The sequence below is a fragment of the Leptothrix mechoopdaensis (SeqCode) genome, from assembly GCF_053893855.1.
The window spans coordinates 1339465-1363034 of sequence record NZ_CM132699.1; the positions used below are offsets into that span (position 1 = coordinate 1339465).

The window sequence follows — 23570 nt, forward strand, 5'->3', positions numbered from 1 at the left end:
GGAGCTGTCCTGCCGAGGTTCACTGGGCGACCGGTGCGGTCTCTTCCTCGGTCGGCGCCGGCGTCGGCGCGACGTCGACCGGGGCCTCGTCGGGCTGCGCCGGGCTGGGCGCGACCGCCGCTGGCGCGCCGGCCGGCGAGCCGGGCACGCGCCGGGCCGGCAGGCTGGCGCGGGCCGGTCCGGTCAGGCGCGGGGCGCTGGCACCCGTGGCCGCTGCACCCGCACCACCGGCCCCACCGGCACCCCCGCTGGTGCCGACGCTGCCACCCGTCGCCGGGGTCGACTTCACCGAGCCGATCGGGTCGATGCGCAGCGGCCGGTCACGCACGTTCGATTCGGTGCCCGACCAGATCTCGCCCAGGCGGGCTTCCGGCGTCGCCGTGGCCCGCACGATGTGCGGGGTGATCGACAGCACGATCTCGGTCTTGCCGCCCGACGAGTTGGTCGAGCTGAACAGCCGGCCCAGGATGGGCAGCTGGCCGAGGCCCGGCAGCTTGCTGGCGGTGCTGCGGTCCTGGTCGTTGATCAGGCCGGCCAGCACCTGCGTCTCGCCGTCACGCAGCCGCAGCGCGGTGGTCGCGTTGCGGGTGCCGATCTGGTAGGCCACGCCCGAGGCGGTCGTGATCGTCTTGGCGATGTTGCTGACCTCGAGGTTGACCTTGATGCCGACGTCCGAATCTGCATAGACCTGCGGCTCGACCTCCAGCTTGATGCCGACGTCGACGTACTGCACCGAGCCGGTGATGACCGAGTTGGTGCCGTTCTGCTGCGGCGAGATCAGGTTGGTGATGACGGGCACCTTGTCGCCGACGAGGATGCGCGCCTTCTCCTTGTTGCGGGCGCGGATGCGCGGGCTGGCGAGGATGTTGGTGTCGGTGTCCTGCAGCAGCAGGTTCAGCCCCAGGCTCAGGCTGCTGGCCGTCAGGTCGTCGGTGCCCAGGCCGCGCAGCGCGCCGACGGTCGTGGCGGTCGACGGCGTCGAGACGGTGAAGCTCTCGGGGAACTTCAGCCCCAGGTTGGAGGTGCGGTCGGCCGAGACTTCCAGCACCTGCACCTCCAGCATCACCTCGGGATCGGGCACGTCGTTGGCCGCGATCAGCTTCTCGGCCACCGCGATCGCCTGCGGCGTGTCGCGCATGACCAGCGAGTTGGTCTTGGCATCGGTGACGACGTCGCGTGTCTTGAGCATCGTCTTGATGATCGTGGCCATCTGCGTGGCCTCGATGTTGCTCAGCTGGAAGCTGCGCACCTTCAGCTCGTTGTACTCGCGCTGCTTGGCCGCCGTGGCCGGGTAGATGAACAGCGTGTTGCCGTTGAGCACGCGCTTGTCGAGCTGGTTCTGCAGCAGGATCAGGTCGAGCGTGTCCTCGACCGAGGCGTTCTGGACGTAGATCGTCGTGCGCAGGTCGGCCCGCACGTCGCGGTCCAGGATGATGTTGATGTTCGCGGTGCGCGACAGCGCCTCGAACACCATCTTCACGTTGGCATCGCGGAACTGCAGCGTCACCGGGCGCTTGAAGGCGGCCTCCAGGCCGGCGTTGCGTTCACGCTCGACACGCTCGGATTCGATCCGGTCGTCGACCTGGCGGGCCAGCAGCGTCAGCTCGGGCCGGTTCGGCAGCTCGCGCTGGGCCCGGCGCACCGTCTCGGCCGCCTGTTCAAGCTGCTTGCCCTTGAGCTGGCTGTCGACCTGGCCGCGCACGACCTCGATGCGGCGCAGGTCCTGCACGGCCTGCAGGCCGCGCTGGGCGCGTTCGTTGGCGGGATCGAGCGACAGCGCCTCGCGGTAGAGGCGGGCGGCCTCGTCGAACTGGTCCTTGGCGCGGGCCTCGTCGGCGCGGTTGCAGATGTTCTGCGTCGCCAGGGCCCGCTGCGACAGGTAGTCGATGCGGTAGCGGGCGTTGCCCGGATCCTGCTCGCTGGCCTGGCGCAGGTGCTGCAGGCCTTCACCGGTGCGGCCTTGGGCCAGGGCGTTCAGGCCGTCGTCGTGCGCGCGCTGGGCGGCGCAGCCCGTCAGCACCACGGCGCAGGCCAGGGTCAGCCGGGACAGGGGGCGGCGATAGGTACTCTTCACGAGGGAGCTCCGGATAGGGGCATGCGCACGGTCACGCCCTGCTGCACGTGGATGAAGACGAGTTCGGTCGGCTTGATGGCCTCGAGGCGGAAGCCGCCATCGAGCGCATCGCCCGCGGCGGCGACCAGCAGCTTGTCGCCGATCGACAGGAAGACCTGGGGCTTGGCGCTGGGCAGCGTCTCGAGCATCCCGACGAACTTGTAGGGCAGGGTGGGCGGCGGCGGCGGTGGCGCGACCACCGGCGCGGCCGGCGGCGGCGGCGGTGCGGCGACCACCGGGGCGGCCTTCGGTGGCGGTGGCGGCGGCGGCTCGAAGCTGCGCGCGCCGAAGGCATCGGCCCGGGCGGCGGGTTCCAGCCGGGCGGCGGCGACCAGCGTGGCGCCGCTGGCCGCAGGGGCGGCGGCATCGGCTGCTGCGGCGCCGGCCAGCGCCGTGCCCGGCCCGGTCGGGCTCATGCGCTGCACGGGCAGGCGGGCGCGGTCGGCCTTGGCGACCGGCTCGACCGTGTCGTCGCCCTTGATGACGATCCAGCCCGACCACGCGACCACCGCCGCAGCGGCGGCCCACAGCCAGGTCTTCCGGTTCGAGGCGGCCGCGCTCATGTCCGCCCCCGATAGAAGAAGGTGATGCGCAAGGTGGTTTCCAGTTCGGCCTGCTGCGTGTCGGGCCGGTCGATCTGGAGACCGTCGAGCGCGACGTGCGGCATCGTGTTGAGCATCTCGGCCGTGAAGCGGCGCAGCTGCGCGTAGCTGCCGCGCACCGGCAGCTGCAGGCGCCATTGCGAGATCGCCTCGTCGCCCAGCGCGGCGGCGTCGGCGGCCGGGTCCAGGCGCTCGACCGCGTAGTCGCCGCGGGACAGCTCGACCTTCAGCTGGTGCGACAGCTCGACCAGCCGGGTCAGGTCCGCGCCGCGCTGGGTCGGCGGCGGCAGGCTTTCCAGCAGCGCGATCGCGTTGCTGACGGCGGCCATGCGGGCCGGCCGGCTGCGCGAGGCCGGCGCCTGCGCGGCCTCGGCCTGGGCGGCGGCCTGACGGCGGGCCAGGTCGGCCTGACGCTGCATCAGTGACGGCGCCTCGACGCCGACCAGGTAGAGCGCGCCCAGCACGCCGACCAGGCCGATCAGGCCGGGGCGGCCGATGTGCAGGCGCCAGGCCACGGCCAGGCGTCGCAGCAGCGGCGGGCCGCGCCGGCTGGGCGGCGGCAGGGGGTTCAGGACATCGGTCATCGGGCGACTCCCGGCTCGGTGGCGGCGGTGCGCACGGGGGTGGCGGCGGTGGCGGGCGTTCCGGCATCGGCCTGACGCGGCTTGCCGGCCGGGCCGGCACGACCCGCCGCATCGCGCCAGCGCGCGACGATGTTGAAGCGCACCGGGCGGCCCGGCAGCTGCTCCTCGATCTGGTGCTGGACGATCTGCACGTCGGCCAGGTGCGGATCGTTCTCCAGCCGGCGCAGCCAGGCCGCCATCGCGCCCAGGCTGCGGGCCAGCGCCATCACGCGGATCTGGCCGCTGGCGGCATCCGGTTCGAGCCGCAGCAGGCCGACCTGCGGGTCGGCGTTCTGTTCGAGCAGGTTGAACAGCTCGTTCCAGGGCGCCTCCAGCTGGACCAGCAGGCGGCGCGCCTGGGCCTGACGGCGGCGGTCGTTGGCCGACAGCTCGATCGGCGCATCGGCCGCCGCGCTGGCGCGGCGCTCGGCGCTGAGGGCCTGGTTGCGGGCCTCGATGTCGGCCCGCAGCGGCAGCAGCGGCAGGGCGGCCAGCCCCGCCAGCAGCACGCCGACGCCGGCCAGCAGCCAGCCGCCCCAGGGCGTCTGGCGATCGTTCAGCAGGTCGAGTCCGTGGATGCGCTTCATGCCGCACCTCCCGTGCCGGTTGACGTGCCCGTGCCGGACGCCTGCAGCGAGGCGGCCGCACCGCGTGCGCCCAGCGGCATCGTGCTCGGGCGCGGCATGCCGTCCAGCGGCGCCGGCACCAGCGCGCCGGCCTGGCCGTGGCCTCCGCCCTGACCGCCGCCCCAAACGTAGCGGCACAGCGCCTGGCTCTCGGGCAGCAGGTAGACGACACATTCGTCGGCCTGCGGCACGCTGCGCACGAAGGCACGCAGGCGCTGTTCCATCGTCACCGCATCGGCGGCCTCGAAACGTTCCCAGGCCAGCTGCGCCGGCAGGCCGTCGCGGACGTGGACCAGCGACATGCCTTCCTCGCGCAGCAGCGCCAGCACGGCGTCGTTCTCGGGGATCTGTGGCGCCAGCCGGCGCAGGTCCTCGACCAGCGCCGCATGCAGGTGCTGCAGTTGCACGCCCGACATCGACAGCGCCTCGGTCCAGGCCTGCACATCGGGTTCGGCCGCCGCCACCGCCAGCCAGCGTTCGCCGTTGCGCAGCGGCAGCACCTGCACGCGCAGGTCGTCGCGGCCCAGGTCGGCGGCAAAGCGCAGCGTGGCCTCCTGCAGCGCGGCGCCCCAGCCGAGGTCCTCGTCGAGCAGCAGGTAGTAGAGGTACTCGTCGGCGACCGTCAGCGCGGCCTGTCGCGGCAGCTCGTCGATGTCGGCCAGACGCAGCGCCGACAGCGCCGCCGTCAGCGCACCCGCGCCTTCGCCGGAGCCGCTGGCCACCGCGATCGGGCGGCTGTTCCACCCGGCCGGCAGCAGCTCGGCCTGGCAGCTGCGCATGCGCAGGTTCAGGCGGAGCTCACTCTTGAACCGCAGTGACACGATTGGCTTCCTCCAGGGTGGTGACGCCGGCCTTCACGAAGGCCAGGGCGGCTTGTCGCAGCGTGATCAGGCCGCGCTTCTCGGCGGCCGCGCGCAGCAGCGAGGGGCTGGCGCGTTCGGCGATCAGGCTCTTCAGCTCGATGTCCAGCGCCATCGTCTGCGCGATGGCGCGGCGGCCCTTGTAGCCGGTGCCCCGGCAGTGGCTGCAGCCGCGGCCGCGCTGGAAGCGCCACGGCAGGTCGAACACGCTGTCGTCCAGGCCGCTGGCGGCCAGCAGCTCGGCATCGGGCTTGACCGGCTCGGTGCAGTGCGGGCAGATGACCCGCACCAGCCGTTGCGCGACCACGCCGTTGAGGGCGGCCACGAGGTTGTACGGGTCGACGCCCATGCTGGCCAGGCGGCCGATGACGTCGAACACGTTGTTGGCGTGGACCGTCGCGTAGACCTGGTGACCGGTCAGCGCCGCCTGCACGGCGATCTGCGCGGTCTCGGCGTCGCGCATCTCGCCGACCATGATGCGGTCCGGGTCGTGGCGCAGGATCGAGCGCAGGCCGCGCGCGAAGGTCAGGCCCTTGGCCTCGTTGACGGGGATCTGCAGGACGTCGGGCAGCTGGTATTCGACCGGGTCCTCGATCGTGATCATCTTGTCCTGGCCGGTGTGGATCTCCGACAGCACGCCGTACAGCGTGGTCGTCTTGCCCGAACCGGTCGGACCGGTCACGAGCAGCAGGCCGTAAGGCATCTGCGCCAGCCGGCGGATGAAGCTGGCGGCGTGGTCGTCGAAGCCGAGGTGGTCGACCGACAGGGTCTGGTCGGCCGCCAGCTGGTAGCGGTCGAGGATCCGCAGCACCGCGTCCTCGCCGTAGCTGCTGGGCATGATCGACACGCGCACGTCGATCTCGCGGCCGGCGCGGCTGAGCTTCAGGCGGCCGTCCTGCGGCACCCGGCGCTCGGAGATGTCGAGGTCGGCCAGCACCTTCAGGCGCGAGATCACGCGGTCGGCGAACTCGCGGCCTTCGGGCCGGCTGACGCTCTGCAGCACGCCGTCGAGGCGGTACTTCACGACCAGGCCGCGCGGTCCGCATTCGAGGTGGATGTCGCTGGCCTGGGCCTGCAGCGCGTCGTAGAGCGTGCCGTTGAGAAACCGGACGACGGGGCTCTCGTCGGCGCTGATCTGCGCCAGCGACAGCTCCAGCGTGCCGCTGTCGCCGCGTTCGCCGTCACCGCCGAGGCTGCCGGTGTCGGCCGCCAGCGCGCGGGTCTCGCGCTCCAGCCGGCCGTAGAAGGCCTGCACGTCGCCGGTGGTGGCGACATACCAGCGCGTGCGCGGATGGCCGCCCTCGCGCAGGCGGGACTCGATCCATTGCCGCGTGCCGCGGTCGAACGGGTCGGCCAGCACCAGGTCGATGGCGTGATCGGCCCGGCGCAGCGCCACGCACAGCCGGCGCTGGCCCTGCGCGAACGGGATCAGCGTGAAGTCGGCCAGTTCGGTGCGGGCCTGGCGCAGGTCGCCCAGCAGCATGCCGCTGGCCTCGCCGAGCCAGCGCCGGAAGGCGGCCTCGCGGACGGGGGCGTGGGCCTGGCTGCTGATCTGCGATTCGGCCTCGAAGCGGTCGAGCAGGCGTTGCTGGACGAGGTTGACCTGCTCCTGCATCAGGTCGGCGCCACCGTCGTCCAGCGTGTAGCCGCCGGTGTCGCCGCGATCGCCGCGTTCGGTCTCTTTGGGGGTGTCCATGGGGCTCAGCGGATGCTTGCGGCGAGTTGGAAGATGGGCAGGTACATCAGCACGACGATGCCGCCGACGACACCGCCAATGAACAGCATCAGCACCGGTTCGATGACCCGGCCGAGGCGTTCGAGGGCCCGTTCGACGACCGCGTCGTGGACGTCGGCCAGCCGGTCCAGCGCGGTGTCGAGCGCGCCGGTCTGCTCGGCCACGCGCAGCACGCGCAGGCCCAGCGTGTCGACCAGGCCGCTGTCATGCAGCGACGGCGCCAGCGGCGCACCGCCGGTGGCGGCCGCCAGCGCACGGTCCAGCCGGGGCTGGTCGGGGGCCGACAGCAGCGCGCGGCACATGCCCAGCGCCTTCAGCGCCGGCACGCCCGAGCGCACCAGCATCGCGCCGGTGCGGGCAAGCTGGGCCTGGCCGTAGGTCCGCACCAGGCCGCGCAGCCAGGGCAGGCGGCCGGCCGCGTTCATCATCATGGTGCCGAGCCGGCCGGCCCGGGCGGCCCGCAGCAGCACCCAGACCAGCAGGCCGACGCTGGCCACCATCGCCGCCAGCAGGGGGCCCTGCACGGCCGACAGCGCCATGCCGACGTCGATCAGCAGGCGCGACAGCGGCGACATGTCGCGCGCCGCGCCCTCCAGCACCATCGCGAAGCGCGGCACCACGTACATCAGCAGGAACAGCACCACCAGCGTCGCCACCGACACCAGCAGGGCCGGGTAGACGCAGGCCGAGATCAGCTTGCTGCGCAGCTGGCGCAGCCGGGTCGCGTTGGCGGCGTAGCGGGCCAGCGCGTCGCCGAGGTCGCCGGTCAGCTCGCTGGCCTTCACGCAGGCCAGCATGGCCGTGCTGAAGTGCCCGCTGGCCTGCAATGCGGTCGACAGCGTCTCGCCCTGGCGCAGGGCTTCGAGCAGGCGGTTCATGGCCTGGGCCGCGCCGCCGCTCTGGCGTTCGGCGACGGTGCGCAGCGCCTCGATGAGGCTCAGGCCCGAACGCAGCATCAGCGCCAGGTCGTGGGCGAACTGTTCCTCGTCGAGGCGGCTCTCCTTCAGGCCGCCGACCAGCGTCGCGCCGCGCGAGGCGGCGGCGCTGGCGGTTCCGGGCCGGGGACGGGGTGCGCTCATCGGGGGACGCTCATCTGGGGAAGGATTCCGGTCACCAGCTGTTGACGTCGGCCGCTTCGCCTTCGCCGCCGGGCTGGCCGTCGCTGCCCAGGCTGGTCAGGTCGTAGTCGCCGTGCTGGCCGGGCGCGGCGTAGACATACGGGCGGCCCCACGGGTCGACGGGGATGTCGCGCTTCAGGTAGGGGCCCTGCCAGCGCGGCAGGTCGGCCGGCGCGGTCCGCAGCGCGGCCAGGCCCTGTTCGGTGCTGGGGTAGCTGCCGACGTCAAGCCGGTACTGGTCGAGCGCCTGGCCGAAGGACTCGATCTGCGCCTTGGCGACCTTGGCGTTGGACTTGCCGAGCTGCGAGAAGTACTGCGGCGCGACGATGCCGGCGAGCAGGCCGATGATGACCATCACCACCAGCAGTTCGAGCAGCGTGAAGCCACGGGCGGCGGCGCGGCGGGCAAGGCGGGAGCGGAACGTGGCTTGCGTCATGGATGGATCAGCGTGCGGTGCGGTAAACGGCTTCGGAAGGCCCCGGCACCGGGGCGCCTGGGTCACGGGTCTGGACGTTAGTGGCGGACGGGGCGATGTCGGCGCGCGACGGCGGCCGGTCGTGACGGATTGCTGTCACCCTCGTCACGGTGTGCGGGTCCCGGGAGGATCTGCCGATGCGGCGGCGGTCCGCAGCGCCTTGGCAGGGGCCGGCGGACGCTGTGCGTCATGGGCGGCGTACTGGCGCTGCCAGGCGATGACCTTCGGGACGTAGAGGCGGGTCTCCTCGATGTCGGGGATGCGGTTGCCGGCGCGTTGCACCGCGCCTTCGCCGGCGTTGTAGGCGGCCAGCGCGAGTGCCAGGTCGCCGGCGTAGCGCTGCAGCAGCGCGCGCAGGTAGCTGGCACCGCCGCGCAGGTTGTCGCCGATGGCCCAGACCTGCCGCACGCCGAGCTGGCGGGCCGTCGCGGGCATCAGCTGCATCAGGCCCTGGGCGCCCTTGGGCGAACGGGCGCGCGGGTTGAAGCCGGATTCCACCGCCGCGACCGCCATCAGCAGGCTGGCCGGCAGGGCGTGTTCGCGGCCGACATGCTGGAACCACGGCAGCAGCGTCGCCGGCACGCCGGGGGCGACGCTGATCCGGGGCGGCTCGATCGGTTCGGCGGAAGCGGGGGCGGGCGATCCGGCTGCAACGGCCGTGGCTGGCGGGGTGACCGCCGTGACAGCGGCTGGCACGTCGATCAGCAGCCGCGGCGTGTCGTCGCTGGCGAAGTTCGACAGCACCAGCGGTGCCGCCTCGTCGTCGGCCTGTGCGCTGGCGTAGACCTGGGCCCCGGCCGGCAGCGCCAGCAGCGCGCCCAGCACGACGACGCCATGCACCACACAGCACCGCAGCGGGCGGGCGCGGTGTCGTTGCGGTCGGGACATCACCAGGGGCGGACGGGCGGAAAACACGGGACGGAGCGACCTGCAACATTGAGTGACAAACACTCAAAGAAGTAGACCATAGCTCCGTGCCGAGACGACTTCCGCGGCCCCCACGATTGGGGGCAGGTGTGCAAGGTGCCCCGATTCAGGGGATGGGCAAGGCCCGTACAGCTGCCGTTCAGGCGCTGTCGCGGGCCGTCCAGCGTTGCAGCGCGACACCGGCCAGCGCGACGAACAGCGCCAGGCTCCACAGCTCGAACGGCACGCCGAACAGGTCGACCGCTGCATCGGCGCAGGAGGCCCGGACCTCGAACAGCTCGGGCCACTGCGCATCCAGGCCCAGGCCGCTGATGACGCGGTCGGCCAGCGTCATGTCGCAGCTGGCCGACTTCGAGGCGACCCGGTTCTGCCACAGCGCCGCCGCCACACCGCAGGCGGCCAGCGCGGTGGTCAGCGCGGTCAGCGTGCGGCGGCCGGCTTCGGCGATGCCGCCGTGGCGGTCGGGCAGGGCCGCCAGGCCGATCAGCCCGGCGCCGACCAGCAGGAACAGGATGCGCTGCAGGATGCACCAGGGGCAGGGCAGCATCTGCAGCACGTGCTGGGCGTAGTACGCCGCGCCGACGCTGCCCCAGGCGGCCAGGCCGGCGAGCAGGCAGAGCCGGCGGGCGCGGGCGGAGGAGAGGGCCATGGGCGCCGTCCCCGCCTCAGGCCACTTCGGCGATCAGCTCGATCTCGACGCAGGCCCCGAGCGGGATCTGCGCGACGCCGAAGGCGCTGCGGGCATGGGCGCCGCGTTCCGGGCCGAACACCTCGACCAGCAGCTGCGAGGCGCCGTTGGTGACCAGGTGCTGCTCGGTGTAGGTCGGCACGCTGTTGACCAGGCTCATGACCTTGACGATGCGCTGCACCTTTTCCAGGTCACCCAGCGCCGCCTGCAGCGTGCCGAGCAGGTCGATCGCGACCGCGCGGGCGGCCTGCTGGCCGGTGGCGGTGTCGATCTCGCGGCCGAGCTGGCCGGCCCAGACCTGGCCGTCGCGCTTGGCGATGTGGCCCGACAGGAACAGCAGGTTGCCGCTGCGCACGAAGGGCACGTAGGCGGCGGCGGGCACGGCGACGGGGGGCAGGACGATGCCGAGGTCCTGCAGGCGTTGGGCGATGGTCATGGCGTGTGGCTCGGTCAGGCGAGACGGGAAGGTGGCCCGACACCCCCCGATGGGGGAGCCGGGCGGCGAAGAAGGAGCGGGATGCTACCGCGCGCCCCTTCCCGCTCGCGCGCCCCCCAGCTCTCCAGGACCCACGATGCCCGTCGACGCCTTGCCCCCCGCCGGTCCCGACCGGGTCCTGCCGCTGCGTCTGCTGGCGGCGCTGGCCGGACTGGGCTGGCAGCTGCAGCAGGCCCGGTTGCTGACGGTCGACGAACGCGTGGCGATGCTGGTGAGCCTGGGCGGGCTGGCGGTCCTGGCGGTTCTGGCCGCGAAGCGGCAACGGCGTCGTTCGGCGGTGGCGCTGGCCTGTCTGGGCTGCTTCCTGTCCGGCTGGCTGGCGTGCGACCTGCGCGCCGGCTGGCGGCTCGACGACCGGCTCGATCCGGCCCTGGACGGCGCGGTGGTGCACCTCACCGGCGTGGTGCGTGGCCTGCCGGTGCAGCGCCCGGACGGTGCACGCACCGAGGTGGAGATCGAGTCGGCGACCCAGGATGGCCGCACGCTGCAGCCCGGCGTCGAACTGCCACAGCGGCTGTGGTTGTCGTGGCGGGCGCCGACCGACGGAAGTGCGTGGGGCGGCGGCACGCTGGCCAGCGGCCAACGCTGGCGCTGGCCGGTGCGGCTGCTGCTGCCGCGTTCGCGCGTCAACCCGCATCTGCCGGACGGCGAGCTGTGGCTGTTTGAAAGGGGTTTGCGCGCCAGTGCCTCGGTGCGTTCGGCGGGGGCCGATCCGCCGCAGCGGCTGGCCGACGCGGCCGGGTTCGACCCGCTCGGTGCGGTCGACCGCTGGCGCGAGCGGGTGCGGCGCGAGATCCGCGTCGAGGTCGGCGACCGGCGACAGGCCGGGCTGCTGGCGGGGCTGGTGATCGGCGACCAGACCGCCGTCGTCGCGCGCGACTGGGTCGGCGTGCGGGCCACCGGCACGGCGCACCTGCTGGCCGCCAGCGGGCTGCACCTGACGATCTGGGCGCTGATCGTCCGAGCGCTGGCCGACCGGCTGTGGCGCCGCAGCCGACGGGCGATGCGCTGGCTGCCGGCGCCGCAGGCGGCGCGCTGGCTCGGTCTGCTGGCCGCCGTTGCCTACGCGCTGGCCTGCGGCTGGGGCGTGCCGGCCCAGCGCACGGTGCTGATGCTGGCGACCTGGACGCTGCTGCGCGAACGCGCTCGCCGCTGGCCCGGCCTGCGCGTGCTGACGCTGTGCGCGGCGGTGGTGCTGGCGGTCGATCCGTGGGCGGCGCTGCAGGCCGGCTTCTGGCTGTCCTTCGTCGCGGTGGCGCTGCTGATGGCGAGCGGGGAACGGGGGACCGTCGGCGAACAGCCTGCCGACGACACGACCGAGGGCGACGCCCCCGCCCGCGACAGCCATCGCCAGCGGCTGCTCGGCTGGCTGCGCGCCGATGCCCGCAGCCAGTGCATCTCGACCGTCGGGCTGGCGCCGTGGACGTTGCTCTTCTTCAACCAGCTGGCACCCGTCGGCCTGCTGGCCAATGCGCTGGCGATCCCGTTCGTGACCTGGCTGCTGACGCCGCTGGCGATGGCCGGGCTGGTCTGGCCGGGTTTCTGGTCGTGGGCCGGCCCGCTGGCCGTCGCCGGGCTGGATGGCCTGAACGCGCTGGCGGCGTCGTCACTGGGCGCCTGGAACCCGGGTGCCGCGCCACTGCCGCTGCAGCTGCTGGCCGCCCTGGGCGCGGCGCTGGCGGTGTCGCCGCTGCCGGGTGCCTTGCGCGGCGTTGGCGCGCTGATGCTGCTGGGTCTGCTGTGGCCGCCGTTGCAACGCCCGCCCGAAGGCCGCTTCGAGCTGATCGGCCTGGACGTCGGCCAGGGCCAGGCGGTGCTGGTGCGCACGGCCCGGCATGTGCTGCTCTATGACAGCGGCCCGGCCAGCGGCTGGCAGGCCGACCCGATGCGGCTGAAGGGTGCCGGCGCGCCGTTGGTGCTGACGCCGCCGCCGTCCGCCCTGGAAGCCCCGGCGCCGCTCGATGCCGAACCCGGCGAGCGCCTGCTGCTGCCGCTGCTGGACGCCCTGGGCCATGCGCGGCTCGACCTGCTGCTGCTGTCGCACCGCGACACCGACCACACCGGCGGCGCAATGGCGCTGCTGCGGGCTGGCCGGGTGCGGCAGCTGCTGACCTCGCTGGAGACCGGCCACCCGCTGCGCCGGCTGGCACCGCACCAGCCCTGCCATGCGGGGCTGCGCTGGCGCTGGGACGGCGTCGACTTCGAGCTGCTGCACCCGATGCCGGCCGACCTGGAGATGCGCGAGGCCGGCCGTCTGCCGTCCAACGCGGTGAGCTGCGTGCTGCGGATCGCCGCAGCCGATGCCGGCGCGGACGGCCAGGGCGTCGCGCTGCTGACCGGCGACATCGAACGGCGTCAGGAGCTGGCGCTGATCGAACGCGCCGACGCGGCCGGCGATCGGGCCCACCTGCGCGCCGAGCTGATGCTCGCGCCGCACCACGGCAGCCGCACCTCGTCGACCGACGGCTGGCTGGACGCCGTCCGGCCCCGGCTGGCGCTGGTGCAGGCCGGCCACCTGAATCGGTATGGCCATCCGGCCGACGAGGTGATGGCGCGCTATCGTGTGCACGGCATCGGGGTGATCCGCACCGATCGGTGCGGGGCCTGGCACTGGCACAGTGCGCCGGAGGCCCGGCCTGCGCCAGAAGGGTGCGAGCGCTGGCGGCGATACCGCTACTGGCATCCGCCGATCGATGTCAGCGGCCTGGCCGCCGATGGCCTTGAATTTGCTAATCCCCTGCCGTCCAACCGAGCCACACCATGACCACGATGTTCGACGAGATGCATGCCCAGGGCGCCACGGTGCGCGAGCACTACCAGGCCTACGACCGCTGGCTGCGCAGCCAGCCGCGCGACATGATGAAGGACCGGCGCGAAGAGGCGGAGATGATCTTCCGCCGCGTCGGCATCACCTTCGCCGTCTACGGCGACAAGGATTCCGGCGAGGGCACCGAGCGGCTGATCCCCTTCGACCTGATCCCGCGCGTGATCCCGGCGCATGAATGGCGCGAGATGGAGAAGGGCCTGCGCCAGCGGGTCAACGCGCTGAACCGCTTCATCCACGACGTCTACCACGGCCAGGAGATCATCAAGGCGGGCCTCGTTCCGGCCGAGCAGATCACCCGCAACGCCCAGTTCCGGCCCGAGATGATCGGCGTCGACGTGCCCGGCGGCGTGTACTCGCACATCAGCGGCATCGACATCGTGCGGGCCGCCAATGCCGATGGCAGCGGCACCTACTACGTGCTGGAGGACAACCTGCGGGTGCCCAGCGGCGTCAGCTACATGCTCGAGAACCGCAAGATGATGATGCGGCTGTTCCCCGAGCTGTTCGCGCAGCACCGCATCGCGCCGGTCGCGCACTACCCCGACCTGCTGCTGGAGACGCTGCGCAGCGTCGCGCCCGGTGGCGTCAACGAGCCGACCGTCGTCGTGCTGACGCCCGGCATGTACAACTCGGCCTACTTCGAGCACGCCTTCCTGGCGCAGCAGATGGGCGTCGAGCTGGTCGAGGGCCAGGACCTGTTCGTCAAGGACGGCTTCGTCTTCATGCGCACCACCCGCGGCCCGCGCCGCGTCGACGTGATCTACCGCCGGCTGGACGACGACTTCCTCGACCCGCTCGCGTTCCGGCCCGACACCACGCTCGGCTGCCCGGGCCTGCTGTCGGCCTACCGGGCCGGCAACGTGACGCTGTCCAACGCCATCGGCACGGGCGTGGCCGACGACAAGTCGATCTACCCCTACGTGCCGAAGATGATCGAGTTCTACCTCGGCGAGAAGCCGATCCTGAACAACGTGCCGACCTATCTCTGCCGGGTCAAGGAAGACCTGCAGTACGTGCTGGCCCATCTCTCCGAGCTGGTCGTCAAGGAGGTCCACGGCGCCGGCGGCTACGGCATGCTGGTCGGCCCGGCGGCGACCCGGGCCGAGGTCGAGGACTTCCGCCAGCACCTGCTGGCCAACCCGTCGAACTACATCGCGCAGCCGACGCTGAGCCTGTCGACCTGCCCGACCTTCGTCGACTCGGGCATCGCGCCGCGCCACATCGACCTGCGGCCCTTCGTGCTGTCGGGCAAGACGGTGCAGATGGTGCCGGGCGGCCTGACCCGGGTCGCGCTGAAGGAAGGTTCGCTGGTCGTCAACTCGTCACAGGGTGGCGGCACGAAGGACACCTGGGTGCTCGAGGACTGAGCCTCGCGCGCGCCGCGTCCCCCCGCCACGCCTGTCCACACGAGAACACGAAGCACACGTCCCAAGGAACATTCCCATGCTGTCGAGAACTGCCGATCACCTCTTCTGGATGTCGCGCTACATGGAGCGCGCCGAGAACACCGCCCGCATGCTGGACGTCAACTACCAGACCTCGCTGCTGCCGCAATCGGCCGCCGTCAGCGAACTGGGCTGGCGCGGCCTGCTGAGCATCTCCGAGCTCAGCGGCGACTACGGCTCGCGCTACGGCGCGGTCGATGGCCGCAAGGTCATGGACTTCATGCTGCGCGACGAGCGCAACCCGTCGTCGATCTTCTGCTGCCTGCGCGCGGCGCGCGAGAACGCCCGCGCGGTGCGCGGTGCGCTGACCACCGAGGTCTGGGAGACCACCAACCAGACCTGGCTGGAGTTCAACCGGATGCTGCGCGACAAGGCCTTCGACCGCGACCCGTCGGCCGTGTTTGAGTGGGTCAAGTTCCGCTCGCACCTGTCGCGTGGCGTGCAGGTCGGCACCATGCTGCAGGACGAGGCGCTGCACTTCGTGCGCATCGGCACCTTCCTGGAGCGGGCCGACAACACCGCGCGTCTGCTGGACGTGAAGTTCCACGCCGTCGAGAGCGACTTCTACGGCGCGGCCGATGCGCGTGACCTCGAATACGACTTCTATCACTGGACCGCGATCCTGCGGTCGGTCTCCGGCTTCGAGGTCTACCGCAAGGTCTACCGCAACGTGATCCAGCCGGAGAAGGTGGCCGAGCTGCTGATCCTGCGTCCGGACATGCCGCGTTCGCTGGCCGCCTGCACGCACGAGGTGACCAGCAACCTGGCGCTGGTCGCCAACGAGCAGTCGTCCGAGACGCTGCGCCGCGCCGGACGCCTGCAGGCCGACCTGCAGTACGGCCGCATCGACGAGATCCTCGCCACCGGCCTGCACGCCTACCTGACCCAGTTCCTCGACCGCGTCGGCGACCTGGGTGCCGGCATCAGCCGCGACTTCCTGGTGACCGCGCACTGAGCGCGGTCAGCCTTTTCCTTACTCCGCATTCATTCCAAGTCAGGGCCAGCCAGTGTCCATTCATGTCGCGTTGAATCACGTCACGCACTACAAGTACGACCGCCGCGTCAGCCTGTCGCCGCAGGTCGTGCGCCTGCGTCCGGCGCCGCATTGCCGCACGCCGATCCTGAGCTATTCGCTGCGGGTCGAGCCGGTCGGCCACTTCGTCAACTGGCAGCAGGACCCGTTCTCGAACTACCTCGCGCGGCTGGTCTTCCCGGACCAGACGACCGAGTTCAAGGTCACCGTCGACCTGGTGGCCGAGATGTCGGTCTACAACCCGTTCGACTTCTTCCTCGAACCCGGTGCCGAGAACTTCCCGTTCACCTACGACGAGGGCCTGGCCGAGGAACTCGCGCCCTACCGAGTGCCGGCCCCGGCCACGCCGCTGCTGCAGGCCTTCCTGGACAGCGTGCCGCGCGAGGAGAAACGCACGATCGACTTCCTGGTGTGGATCAACCAGAAGCTGCAGCAGGACATCGCCTACACGATCCGCCTCGAACCTGGCGTGCAGACGCCCGAGGAGACGCTGACCAAGCGCAGCGGCTCCTGCCGCGACACCGGCTGGCTGCTGGTCGAGGCGCTGCGCCATTTGGGCCTGGCTGCGCGCTTCGTGTCGGGCTACCTGATCCAGCTGAAGCCGGACGTCGAGGCGCTCGACGGCCCGAGCGGCTCGGAGGTCGACTTCACCGACCTGCACGCCTGGTGCGAGGTCTACCTGCCCGGCGCCGGCTGGATCGGCCTGGACCCGACCTCCGGCCTGCTGGCCGGCGAAGGCCACATTCCCGTGGCCTGCACGCCGCAGCCGTCCAGCGCCGCGCCGATCAGCGGTGCGGTCGACGAGTGCGAGGTCGAGTTCGGCCACCTGATGCAGATCACGCGCATCCACGAATCGCCGCGCGTGACCAAGCCCTACACCGAGGACCAGTGGCAGCAGGTGCTGGCACTGGGCCAGCAGGTCGACGCCGACCTGGTCGCCGGTGACGTGCGCCTGACGATGGGCGGCGAGCCGACCTTCGTGGCGGTCGAGGACCGCGACGGCGCCGAATGGAACACCGATGCGCTCGGCCCGACCAAGCGCATCTACGCCCAGGAACTTGTGCAGCGCCTGCGCGCGCAGTACGGCGACGGCGGCTTCCTGCACTTCGGCCAGGGCAAGTGGTATCCGGGCGAGCAGCTGCCGCGCTGGGCCCTGTCGGTCTACTGGCGCGAGGACGGCCAGCCGTGCTGGCATGACCCGAGCCTGTTCGCCGACGAGCGCGACCGCCACGACTACACCGCCGAGGACGCGAACCGCTTCATCCGTCACCTGAGCACCAAGCTCGGCCTGCCGGACCGCTACATCCAGACCGGCTACGAGGACACCTGGTACTACCTGTGGCGCGAGCGCCGCCTGCCGGTCAACGTCGACCCGTTCGACAGCCGGCTCGAGGACGAGCTGGAGCGCATGCGGCTGCGCCGCATCTTCACGCAGGGGCTGGAGTCGCCGGTCGGCTACGTGCTGCCGCTCAAGCGCGAAGGCGCGCCCGGCCTGGCCGGCTCGCACTGGGTCACCGGCCCGTGGTTCTTCCGCGATGAGCGCATGTACCTGTTCCCCGGCGACTCGCCGATGGGCTACCGCCTGCCGCTCGATTCGCTGCCCTGGGTCGCCTCGCACGAGTTCCCCTACCTGATCGAGCAGGACCCGTTCGCCGACCGCAGCGCGCTGCCGGCCGCCGCGCGGCTGCGCAGCCAGTACGCCGCGCACGTCATCGGCGGCGGCTTTGCCGAGGGCGGCACCGTGGCGCGGCAGGGCCAGGTCGTGCCCGGCGCGTACGGCGATGGCGAACCGGGCTGGCCGGCCGAAGGCGCATCGGTGTTTGGCTCGGGCGGCTCGGGCGGATCGGACGGATCGAGTGGACCGGGCAAGGCCACCGGCCGCGCGCCGCTGCGCCAGCTGACCAGCGAGGAGCTGGCCAAGGCGCCCGAGCGTTTCCAGTCGGCCTACTGGATCACCCGCACCGCGCTGTGCGTGGAGGCCCGCGACCCGCGCCGCGCCAACGGCCCGAAGGCCGAGAAGGTCGGCGAGCCGAGCGGCGTGCTCTACGTCTTCATGCCGCCGCTGCAGTACCTGGAGGACTACCTCGACCTGCTCGCGGCGGTCGAGACCACGGCGGCCGAACTGGAAGTCAAGATCGTGCTGGAAGGCTATCCGCCGCCGCGTGATCCGCGCCTGAAGATGCTGCAGGTCACGCCCGATCCGGGGGTCATTGAGGTCAACATCCACCCGGCCCACAACTGGGGCGAGCTGGTCGAGCACACCGAGTTCCTCTACGACGCGGCCTGGAAGACCCGCCTGTCGAGCGAGAAGTTCATGCTCGACGGCCGCCACACCGGCACCGGCGGCGGCAACCACTTCGTGCTGGGCGGCGCCACGCCCGGCGATTCGCCCTTCCTGCGCCGGCCCGACCTGCTGGCCTCGCTGCTGACCTACTGGCACAACCACCCGAGCCTGAGCTACCTGTTCAGCGGCATGTTCATCGGCCCGACCAGCCAGGCGCCGCGGGTCGACGAGGCCCGCAACGACCAGGTCTACGAGCTGGAGATCGCGCTGGCCGAGATCGAGCGCAACAAGGCCGTCTACGGCGCGGACATGCCGCCGTGGCTGGTCGACCGCACGCTGCGCAACGTGCTGATCGACGTCACCGGCAACACGCACCGCAGCGAGTTCTGCATCGACAAGCTCTATTCGCCCGACAGCGCGACCGGCCGCCTCGGCCTGCTGGAGCTGCGCGCCTTCGAGATGCCGCCGCATGCGCGCATGAGCATCGTCCAGCAGCTGCTGCTGCGGGCGCTGGTGGCGCGTTTCTGGGCCGAGCCCTACCGCGCGCCGCTGGTGCGCTGGGGCACCGAGCTGCACGACCGCTTCCTGCTGCCGACCTTCGTTCAGATGGACTTCCAGGACGTCATCGACGAGATGGGCCTGGCTGGCTACGGCTTCGAGGCCGAGTGGTTCGCGCCGCACTTCGAGTTCCGCTTCCCGAAGGTCGGCGAGCTCAGCGCGCGCGGTGTCCACCTGACGCTGCGCAACGCGCTGGAGCCGTGGCACGTGATGGGCGAGGAAGGCTCGCCCGGCGGCACGGTGCGCTATGTCGACTCGTCGCTGGAGCGCATCGAGGTCAAGGTGACCGGTCTGGTGGATCCGCGCCACATCGTGACCGTCAACGGCGAGCCGCTGGCGCTGCAGCCGACCGGCCGGGTCGGCGAGTTCGTCGGCGGTGTGCGCTACCGCGCCTGGCAACCGTCGTCGGCGCTGCACCCGACCATCGGCGTGCATGCGCCGCTGACCTTCGACCTGGTCGACAGCTGGATGAAGCGCTCGCTCGGCGGGTGCCAGTACCACGTCGCCCATCCGGGTGGCCGCAACTACGACACCTTCCCGATCAACTCCTACGAGGCCGAGAGCCGCCGCCTGGGGCGTTTCTTCACGATGGGCCACACGCCAGGACGGATGGAGGTGCAGCCGGCCGAGCGCAGCCTGGAGTTTCCGTTCACGCGCGACCTGCGGCGGCGCTGAAGGTCCGGCCCGCCGTCCAGCCCTGGCCTACCCGCATGACCGGGGCCGTGGCCCCGAGGCATCATGCCGCCCATGCAACCGAGCCTCCTGTCCGACGAAGACCTGCCCGACCCTGCCGCGCTCGCTGCGGCAGCGGCCGGGCGTGGCACGCCCGGGCATCACGATGAACTGCGCGGGGTCCTGAGCACCGCCGAAGCCAAGGGCGACACCCGGGGTGATGCGGCCACCGGCCGCGGCCTGGCGCCGGCCTGGCGCGACTTCTTCACCAGCACCGGCCGCGACGGCTGGCAGGACCTGGCCGCCCGGCAGGCCCGCGTGCAGCGCCGCGTCCGCGACGACGGGGCGACCTACAACGTCTATGCCGACGGCGGCCACAGCGAGCGCACCTGGCCGCTGGAGATGCTGCCGCTGGTGATCTCCGCGCCCGAGTGGGCCCGCATCGAACGCGGCGTGCGCCAGCGCGCCCGCATGCTGGAAGCGGCGCTGGCCGACATCTACGGCCCCCAGCACCTGCTGCACGAGGGCGTGCTGCCGGCCTCGCTGGTGCTGGCCCATCCGCAATACCTGCGGCCGATGCACGGCGTCAAGCCGGCCGGCGGCGCCTGGCTGCACCTGCTGGCGATCGACCTGGCGCGCGGCCCGGACGGCCACTGGTGGGTGGTCGACCGCCGCACCCAGGCGCCGTCCGGTCTGGGCTATCTGCTGGAGAACCGGCTGATCATCGCGCAGCAGTTTCCGGAAGCCTTCCGCGACCTGAAGGTCCAGCGCGTCGCCTTCGCCTTCCGCGCGCTGATGGACGGCCTGCTGCGCTCCAGCCCGGCCGGCGAGCGTTCGCGCGTCGCCCTGCTGACGCCCGGTCCGCGCAACGAGACCTACTTCGAGCACGTCTTCCTGGCCCGCTACCTGGGTGTCAGCCTGGTCGAGGGCTCGGACCTGACGGTGCGCGACCAGCGCCTCTACCTGAAGACGCTGCACGGCCTGGAGCGCGTCCACGTGCTGCTGCGCCGGGTCGACGACGAATGGCTCGACCCGCTGGAGCTGCGGCCCGAATCGGCGCTCGGCGTGCCCGGCCTGCTGCAGGCGGTGCGCGCCGGCGAGGTCGTGCTGGCCAACGCACCCGGTGCCGGCGTGCTGGAGACGCCGGGGCTGACGGCGTTCTGGCCCGGCGTCGCGCGCCGGTTGCTGGGCGAGGAACTCAAGCTGCCCGCGACCACCAACTGGTGGTGCGGCGAGGCCAGCGTCTGGGCCGACAGCCGCGACCGGCTGGCCGATTACGTGATCGTGCCGACCTTCCCGGCCGGCCCGGTGACGCAGGGCTTCGAGCCGGTGCTCGGCAGCGAGCTCGATGCCGCCAGCCTGCGCGCCTGGCAGGCCCGCATCGACGCCAACCCGGCCGCCTACACGCTGATGTCGCGGGTGCGGCCGTCCGAACTGCCGGTCTGGCGCGACGGTCGGCTCGAACCGCGCCCGGTCGTGCTGCGGGTCTACGCGATGAACGACGGCCAGGGCGGCTGGTGCGTGCTGCCCGGCGGCCTGACACGGGTCGGGCTGCGGCCGGGCGAGTCGCCGGCAGGGTCGGGCGCGGCGACACCGCCATCCGCCAAGGGCGGCGCCGACGTCTACCTGTCGATCCAGCGCGGCAGTGCCAGCACCGACACCTGGGTGCTGACCGATGGCGAGGTCGACCCGACCAGCCTGCTGCCCAGCCCGCTGGCGCCGGCCGAGCTGGCGCACTGGCACCGCGTCATCACCAGCCGGTCGGCCGAGAACCTGTTCTGGCTCGGCCGCTACACCGAGCGGGCCGAGAACACCGTGCGGCTGGCCCGGCTGGCGCTGGAGGGCCTGCCCGGTTCGAGCGCGCCGGTGCTGGGTGTCCTGCACACGCTGCTGCAACGCCACGGCCTGATCGGTGCGGGCGTGCCGTCGCCGGCGCTGCCGTCGCCCCAGGCCGGCCGGCTGTTCGAGCGTGCGCTGGTGCGCGCGCTGGGCGACCCGGCCGCCGGTCCGAGCGTGGCCTACAACCTGCGCGCGCTGCGCAGCTGCGCCGAGGCGCTGCGCGAGCGGCTGTCGACCGAGCACTGGGCTATGATCCAGGAGCTTGAACAGCGTTTTTCCGCCGAGATGGCCGAGGTGCTGGCCGCCGAGGGCCACGAGCCGCTGTCGGACGTGCTGACCGTGCTGGGCGGCGCGATGATGCGGCTCAGTGCCGTCACCGGCGCCCAGACCGACCGCATGACCCGCGACGACGGCTGGCGCCTGCTCAGCGTCGGTCGCCAGATCGAGCGGCTGGACATGCTGGCCCATGCGCTGGCGCTGTGTTTCGAGCAGGGGCTCGATGCGCTCGACGACGGCTTCACGCTGATGCTGGGCCTGTTCGAGAGCACGATCACCTACCGCGCCAACTTCCAGGCCCGCCGCGAGGTGCTGCCGCTGGTCCACCTGCTGGTGCTCGACACCGACAACCCTCGCTCGCTGGCCTGGGTCGCCCGCACGATGCGCGACCGGCTGCGCAAGCTGGCCCGCCATGACCCGGTCTGGGCCGATGCGGTGGCCGACCGCCTGCCGCAACCGGGCCAGTGGTCGCTGGAGACGCTGGCCGGTGCCGACGAGGCCGGCCGCCACGCCGCGCTGATCGCCGCACTGGGCAGCTGCAGCCAGGCCGCGCTGGCGCTGTCCAGCGAGATCAGCCAGCACCTGTTCTCGCACGTGGGCTCGGCCGACCGGGCGGTGTGGCAATGAACACGGCCGCGACACCCGCCACGAAGGCGGCATCGGCCCGCACGCTGCGGGTCCTGCACGAGACCCGGTATGACCACGACCAGCCCGTCGAGCTGGCCCACCACGTCGCCTACCTGCGCCCGCGCGACACCGACTGGCAGCGGGTGCGCGACTGGTCGCTGCACATCAGCCCCTGGCCGGACGGCGTCGATGCGCAGGCCGCCGCGCGGCTCGATCAGGAGCTGGAAGCGCCCGAGGCGGCCGAGCCGGACGGCGGCGAGCGCGGCTTCGATCCGGCGCCTGGCGTGCAGCTCAGCCCGGATCCGTGGGGCAACTGGCGCGCGGTGTTCTCGCATTCGCGGGTCCACCGCCGGCTGATCGTCCGCGCCAGCTTCGTCGCCGAGCTGCGTTCGCAGCCGGGCCTGCGGCCCCATGCGAGTCCGCCATGGGAAGCGGTCGCGCAGCGGCTGCGTTACCAGCCCGGCCAGCCCTTCGACGAGGCGGTCGAGTTCATGCTGCCGTCGTGGTTCGCGCCGCGCGACACCGCGCTGGCGCGGCTGGCCGGCGAGGTCTTCCTGCCCGGCACGCCGCTGCTGTCGGGCGCGCTGGCGCTGATGCACCTGGTCCACCGCCGCTTCGAGTACCGCCCGGCCGCGACCTCGGTGACGACCCGCGCGACCGATGCGCTGGCCCAGCGCCGGGGCGTCTGCCAGGACTTCGCCCACGTGATGATCGGCGCGATGCGCTCGATCGGGCTGGCCGCGCGCTACGTCAGCGGCTACCTGCTGACGCAGCCGCCACCGGGCCAGCCCCGGCTGGTCGGCGCCGACGCGTCACACGCCTGGGTGGCGGTCTGGTGCCCGGTGCACGGCTGGGTCGCGCTGGACCCGACCAACGCGGTCACCGCCGGGGCCGATCACGTCACGCTGGCGTGGGGCCGCGACTACGGCGACGTGGCGCCGCTGCGCGGCGTGATCCGCGGCGGCGATGGCGCGGTGCCGCGGGTGTCGGTGACGGTGGAGCCGATCGAGCCGGTCGGGACTGGCAAGCCCGATCGCCTCAGCGAGACGGCTTGACCGACTGGCGGACCTGCGAGCTGCCGAACAGCATCTCGCGGGCCTGCTCGTCCATCACCGGCTTGCGCCGGTCGGCCAGCACCTCGACCGCACGCTGCACCGCCGGGCGCTTGCCGATCTCGTCGTACCAGCCCTTCAGGTGCGGGAAGTCGGCCCAGTCGATGCCCTGGTTCTTCCACGACCGCAGCCACGGCCAGATCGCCATGTCGGCGATCGAGTAGGTCGGCCCGCCGATGTAGGTCGACTTCGCCAGCCGCTTGTTCATCACGCCGTACAGCCGCTTCGCCTCGTTGGTGTAGCGCTCGACCGCATAGGGCACCTTCTCGGGCGCGTAGATGCGGAAGTGGTGCGCCTGCCCCAGCATCGGCCCGACGCCGCCCATCTGGAACATCAGCCACTGCAGCACCTCGTACTTGCCGGCGGTGGTCTCCGGCAGGAAGCGGCCGGTCTTGCCGGCCAGGTAGAGCAGGATGGCGCCAGACTCGAACAGCGCGATCGGCGCGCCGTCCGGGCCGTCCGGATCGGTGATCGCGGGGATCTTGTTGTTCGGGCTGATGGCGAGGAAGCCGGCCTCGAACTGCTCGCCCTTGCCGATGTCCACGCCATGCACGCGGTAGGGCAGCCCGCACTCCTCCAGCATGATGTGCACCTTGTGACCGTTGGGCGTGGCCCACGAATACAGTTCAATCAT

Annotated in this window: 18 protein-coding genes; 6 read left to right on the plus strand and 12 right to left on the minus strand. The window is 72.1% G+C overall.

Translation table 11 applies throughout. The features are described 5' to 3' along the window. Positions 1-19: 19 nt before the first annotated feature. From ACWA7K_RS06065 to ACWA7K_RS06115, 11 genes are all read right to left on the minus strand, one after another. A complete protein-coding gene (locus ACWA7K_RS06065) occupies positions 20-2074 on the minus strand; it encodes a secretin N-terminal domain-containing protein (protein ID WP_456166645.1) in 2055 nt (684 codons plus the stop codon). Then, positions 2071-2676, minus strand: a complete 606-nt coding sequence (locus ACWA7K_RS06070) for a hypothetical protein (protein WP_456166647.1) — start codon at positions 2674-2676, stop codon at positions 2071-2073. The genes ACWA7K_RS06065 and ACWA7K_RS06070 overlap by 4 nt, the downstream gene beginning before the upstream one ends. Then, on the minus strand, positions 2673-3299 hold the full coding sequence (locus ACWA7K_RS06075; RefSeq protein ID WP_456166649.1) for a GspMb/PilO family protein: 627 nt from the start codon (positions 3297-3299) through the stop codon (positions 2673-2675). The genes ACWA7K_RS06070 and ACWA7K_RS06075 overlap by 4 nt, the downstream gene beginning before the upstream one ends. After that, complete coding sequence (locus tag ACWA7K_RS06080) at positions 3296-3925, minus strand: PilN domain-containing protein (RefSeq protein ID WP_456166651.1); 630 nt, start codon at positions 3923-3925, stop codon at positions 3296-3298. Before ACWA7K_RS06080 ends, ACWA7K_RS06075 begins: the two co-directional genes overlap by 4 nt. Next, positions 3922-4743 carry a hypothetical protein gene (locus tag ACWA7K_RS06085; protein ID WP_456166653.1) on the minus strand — a complete coding sequence of 274 codons (822 nt, stop codon included), beginning with the start codon at positions 4741-4743 and terminating at the stop codon, positions 3922-3924. The genes ACWA7K_RS06080 and ACWA7K_RS06085 overlap by 4 nt, the downstream gene beginning before the upstream one ends. A 19-nt stretch (positions 4744-4762) precedes the next feature. Continuing rightward, on the minus strand, positions 4763-6520 hold the full coding sequence (locus ACWA7K_RS06090; protein ID WP_456166655.1) for a GspE/PulE family protein: 1758 nt from the start codon (positions 6518-6520) through the stop codon (positions 4763-4765). A gap of 5 nt (positions 6521-6525) precedes the next feature. After that, positions 6526-7638: a type II secretion system F family protein gene (locus ACWA7K_RS06095; protein WP_456166656.1), complete on the minus strand. Its 1113-nt coding sequence runs from the start codon at positions 7636-7638 to the stop codon at positions 6526-6528. Positions 7639-7669: 31 nt separating this feature from the next. Continuing rightward, positions 7670-8113, minus strand: coding sequence for a type II secretion system major pseudopilin GspG (gspG, locus tag ACWA7K_RS06100; RefSeq protein WP_456166658.1), 444 nt, complete (start codon positions 8111-8113; stop codon positions 7670-7672). A gap of 144 nt (positions 8114-8257) precedes the next feature. Then, on the minus strand, positions 8258-8992 hold the full coding sequence (locus tag ACWA7K_RS06105; RefSeq protein WP_456210389.1) for a lytic transglycosylase domain-containing protein: 735 nt from the start codon (positions 8990-8992) through the stop codon (positions 8258-8260). A gap of 226 nt (positions 8993-9218) precedes the next feature. Next, complete coding sequence (locus tag ACWA7K_RS06110) at positions 9219-9728, minus strand: disulfide bond formation protein B (protein ID WP_456166662.1); 510 nt, start codon at positions 9726-9728, stop codon at positions 9219-9221. Between the two features lie 16 nt (positions 9729-9744). Then, positions 9745-10203: a RidA family protein gene (locus tag ACWA7K_RS06115; RefSeq protein WP_456166664.1), complete on the minus strand. Its 459-nt coding sequence runs from the start codon at positions 10201-10203 to the stop codon at positions 9745-9747. Positions 10204-10339: 136 nt separating this feature from the next. Here ACWA7K_RS06115 and ACWA7K_RS06120 point away from each other — a divergent pair, with 136 nt between their 5' ends. From ACWA7K_RS06120 to ACWA7K_RS06145, 6 genes are all read left to right on the plus strand, one after another. Next, positions 10340-13027, plus strand: coding sequence for a DNA internalization-related competence protein ComEC/Rec2 (locus ACWA7K_RS06120; protein ID WP_456166666.1), 2688 nt, complete (start codon positions 10340-10342; stop codon positions 13025-13027). Next, positions 13024-14457: a circularly permuted type 2 ATP-grasp protein gene (locus ACWA7K_RS06125; RefSeq protein WP_456166668.1), complete on the plus strand. Its 1434-nt coding sequence runs from the start codon at positions 13024-13026 to the stop codon at positions 14455-14457. The genes ACWA7K_RS06120 and ACWA7K_RS06125 overlap by 4 nt, the downstream gene beginning before the upstream one ends. A 76-nt stretch (positions 14458-14533) precedes the next feature. Further along, positions 14534-15490: an alpha-E domain-containing protein gene (locus ACWA7K_RS06130; RefSeq protein ID WP_456166670.1), complete on the plus strand. Its 957-nt coding sequence runs from the start codon at positions 14534-14536 to the stop codon at positions 15488-15490. A gap of 52 nt (positions 15491-15542) precedes the next feature. Then, entirely contained in the window at positions 15543-19085 is a 3543-nt protein-coding gene (locus tag ACWA7K_RS06135; RefSeq protein ID WP_456166672.1) for a transglutaminase family protein, read from the plus strand. Between the two features lie 72 nt (positions 19086-19157). After that, positions 19158-21824, plus strand: a complete 2667-nt coding sequence (locus ACWA7K_RS06140; RefSeq protein WP_456210391.1) for a circularly permuted type 2 ATP-grasp protein — start codon at positions 19158-19160, stop codon at positions 21822-21824. Continuing rightward, positions 21821-22879, plus strand: a complete 1059-nt coding sequence (locus ACWA7K_RS06145; protein ID WP_456166676.1) for a transglutaminase family protein — start codon at positions 21821-21823, stop codon at positions 22877-22879. Before ACWA7K_RS06140 ends, ACWA7K_RS06145 begins: the two co-directional genes overlap by 4 nt. On the opposite strand, the gene ACWA7K_RS06150 is transcribed toward ACWA7K_RS06145, so the two are convergent. Beyond that, positions 22863-23570 (minus strand): glutathione S-transferase C-terminal domain-containing protein, encoded by a 708-nt coding sequence (locus ACWA7K_RS06150; RefSeq protein WP_456166678.1) that lies wholly within the window; start codon positions 23568-23570, stop codon positions 22863-22865. The two genes, ACWA7K_RS06145 and ACWA7K_RS06150, sit on opposite strands and share 17 nt — an antisense overlap.

What these genes read in the sequence shown, in the direction of transcription:
- ACWA7K_RS06090 (WP_456166655.1), bottom strand. Translation starts at nt 6,520, where the DNA reads ATGGACACCCCCAAAGAGACCGAACGCGGCGATCGCGGCGACACCGGC.
- ACWA7K_RS06095 (WP_456166656.1), bottom strand. Translation starts at nt 7,638, where the DNA reads ATGAGCGCACCCCGTCCCCGGCCCGGAACCGCCAGCGCCGCCGCCTCG.
- ACWA7K_RS06120 (WP_456166666.1), top strand. Translation starts at nt 10,340, where the DNA reads ATGCCCGTCGACGCCTTGCCCCCCGCCGGTCCCGACCGGGTCCTGCCG.
- ACWA7K_RS06110 (WP_456166662.1), bottom strand. Translation starts at nt 9,728, where the DNA reads ATGGCCCTCTCCTCCGCCCGCGCCCGCCGGCTCTGCCTGCTCGCCGGC.
- ACWA7K_RS06085 (WP_456166653.1), bottom strand. Translation starts at nt 4,743, where the DNA reads ATGCGCAGCTGCCAGGCCGAGCTGCTGCCGGCCGGGTGGAACAGCCGC.
- ACWA7K_RS06145 (WP_456166676.1), top strand. Translation starts at nt 21,821, where the DNA reads ATGAACACGGCCGCGACACCCGCCACGAAGGCGGCATCGGCCCGCACG.
- ACWA7K_RS06115 (WP_456166664.1), bottom strand. Translation starts at nt 10,203, where the DNA reads ATGACCATCGCCCAACGCCTGCAGGACCTCGGCATCGTCCTGCCCCCC.
- ACWA7K_RS06130 (WP_456166670.1), top strand. Translation starts at nt 14,534, where the DNA reads ATGCTGTCGAGAACTGCCGATCACCTCTTCTGGATGTCGCGCTACATG.
- ACWA7K_RS06150 (WP_456166678.1), bottom strand. Translation starts at nt 23,570, where the DNA reads ATGATTGAACTGTATTCGTGGGCCACGCCCAACGGTCACAAGGTGCAC.
- ACWA7K_RS06075 (WP_456166649.1), bottom strand. Translation starts at nt 3,299, where the DNA reads ATGACCGATGTCCTGAACCCCCTGCCGCCGCCCAGCCGGCGCGGCCCG.
- ACWA7K_RS06070 (WP_456166647.1), bottom strand. Translation starts at nt 2,676, where the DNA reads ATGAGCGCGGCCGCCTCGAACCGGAAGACCTGGCTGTGGGCCGCCGCT.
- ACWA7K_RS06125 (WP_456166668.1), top strand. Translation starts at nt 13,024, where the DNA reads ATGACCACGATGTTCGACGAGATGCATGCCCAGGGCGCCACGGTGCGC.
- gspG (WP_456166658.1), bottom strand. Translation starts at nt 8,113, where the DNA reads ATGACGCAAGCCACGTTCCGCTCCCGCCTTGCCCGCCGCGCCGCCGCC.
- ACWA7K_RS06080 (WP_456166651.1), bottom strand. Translation starts at nt 3,925, where the DNA reads ATGAAGCGCATCCACGGACTCGACCTGCTGAACGATCGCCAGACGCCC.
- ACWA7K_RS06140 (WP_456210391.1), top strand. Translation starts at nt 19,158, where the DNA reads ATGCAACCGAGCCTCCTGTCCGACGAAGACCTGCCCGACCCTGCCGCG.